At 73.7% G+C, this 2,148-nt stretch carries 1 protein-coding gene and 1 pseudogene; one reads left to right on the top strand and one right to left on the bottom strand.

Annotation, left to right across the window (positions count from 1 at the left end):
• On the bottom strand, positions 1–1,439 hold a 1,439-nt coding region (gene gabT, locus FMEAI12_RS34725; RefSeq protein WP_112109282.1), incomplete at its 3' end, for a 4-aminobutyrate--2-oxoglutarate transaminase.
• Positions 1,440–1,853: 414 nt separating this feature from the next.
• Here gabT and FMEAI12_RS34720 point away from each other — a divergent pair.
• Positions 1,854–2,148, top strand: a pseudogene (locus tag FMEAI12_RS34720) (hypothetical protein); the annotation flags it as partial.

The raw sequence follows: 2,148 nt of genomic DNA, 5'->3' as shown, positions 1-2,148 counted from the left end.
CAGTGACCCTGGAGTCGGGGGCGGGGGCGGTGCCTGGCGATGTCGGCGAAGACCTCGTCCAGGATGTCCAGGCCCTCGAGGAGGAGGTTGTCGGGGATCACGAGTGGGGGCAGCAGGCGCAGCACGTTGCCCCAGGTGCCCGCGGTGAGCAGGACGAGCCCGCGGCGGTGGGCCTCTGCCGCGGCGGCCACCGTCACCATCCGGTCGGGCGCGGGCGCGGGCGCGGGCTGGTTGGGTGGCGTTCCCTCGGTCGGGTCGGCGACGAGTTCGAGGGCGAGCATGGCGCCGCGGCCGCGGACGTCCCCGATGAACGGGTAGCGGTCGCGTAGGGCGAGCAGACGGGGCATCGCGATCCGCTCGATGTGGCGGGCGCGGGCGGTGAGGTCCCCGCGCTCGATGGTGGCGATCGCGCCGAGCGCGGCGGCGCAGGCGACCGGGTTGCCGCCGTAGGTCCCGCCGAGGCCGCCGACGTGGGGTGAGTCCATGATTCCCGCGCGTCCGGTGACCGCGGCGAGCGGCAGGCCGCCGGCGATGCCCTTCGCGGTGACGATCAGATCCGGAACGATGCCCTCGTGCTCGCAGGCGAACATGTCGCCGGTGCGGGCGAAGCCCGTCTGCACCTCGTCGGCGACGAACACGATCCCGGTCTGCGCGCAGAACTCGGCCAGTCGGGTCAGGAAGCCGGTGCCGGGGACGATGAAGCCGCCCTCGCCCTGGATCGGTTCGATGACGAGCGCGGCGACGTTCTCCGCGCCGATCTCCGTGGCGATCGTCTCCACCACCTGGGCCGCGGCCTGTTCGCCGCATGCGGCGGGGCCGCCCGGCCAGCGGTAGGGGTAGGCCATCGGCATCCGGTAGATCTCCGGGGCGAACGGCCCGAAGTGGTGCTTGTAGGGCATCGACTTCGCGGTCAGTGCCATCGTCAGGTTCGTCCGGCCGTGGTAGGCGTGCGCGAACGCCACGACGGCGGACCGTCCGGTGTGGGCCCGGGCGATTTTCACCGCGTTCTCGACCGCCTCGGCGCCCGAGTTGAACAGGGCGGACCGTTTCTCGTGCCGGCCCGGGGTGAGCCGGGCGAGCTCCTCGCACACGGTGACGTAGCCCTCGTAGGGAGTCACCATGAAACAGGTGTGGGTGAAGAGCCCGGCCTGCTCGCGCACGTTCTCCACGACAGCGTCGGCGGCGTTGCCGACGCTCACCACCGCGATGCCGGAACCGAAGTCGATCAGCGAGTTCCCGTCGACGTCCACCAGCACGCCACCGCCGGCCGCCGCGACGTAGACGGGCAGGGTTTCGCCGACCCCGCGGGCCACCGCCTGGGACCGGCGTTTCGCCAGCTCCACCGAGCGCGGCCCGGGTATCGCGGTGACCAGCCGGCGGACCTGCGGCAGTCCGGGCCCGCCCCGCGGGGGCAGCTGAGCCTGGCCGGTCTCACTCATGATCTCTCCCGCCCCGATCCGTCGCTGTCCGCGGTTCGCCTGAGCGCTGGCCCCGACAACACACGCCCCGCTGGCGGGACGCAAACCGGCGCGCCCGGCGACGCCCGGCGACGCCCGTCCGACCGGTTCGCGCCGGGCCGCCGGGGCCACCGGACGGATACGGAACGCCTGGTTGTCTCAGCGTGGGGTTACGGCGCGTCGTCGGTGAGGTCCCGAATGAGTGGCGGTGTTCCCGTCGTGGACACTTGTTGTTCTGTGGGTTAGGGCAGGGCGGGGCATCCGCGCGTCCGCGTCCGGTTCGGCCGCGCGAGGGCCGGGAGGGGTCACGATGATTCCGCTGATCACGCGGGACGGGCGCCGGGCCGGGAGGACGCCCGGGAGGTCCACCGCCGTCGGTGAGGAGAAGGTGGTCCTGTGATCGACGACGGCCGTCCGGGGTGGTCCGGCGCGGGCGCCGGCACCAGCGCGGGAACGGCGACCAACGCCGCCACGAGCGCCGGTCCCGGCACGAGCGCCGGCTCCGGCACGAGCGCGAGTGCCGGTGTCAGCCCTGCCACAAGCGTCAGCATCGCCACGGATGCCAGCGGCACGAGTGCCAGCGCCGGTACGGGCACCGGGCCGCGGATCGTCGGTCCGCCGGCCCCGGCCACGGGTATCCGGGTCGCCGCCAGGGCTTCGGGCCCGGCTCCGGGCGGCGACCCGGATACCC

The organism is Parafrankia sp. Ea1.12 (genome assembly GCF_900465275.1).
Taxonomy (GTDB): domain Bacteria; phylum Actinomycetota; class Actinomycetes; order Frankiales; family Frankiaceae; genus Parafrankia; species Parafrankia soli.
The sequence above is the reverse complement of the archived record's forward strand: the minus strand, read 5'-3'. Positions and strand labels throughout refer to the sequence as shown.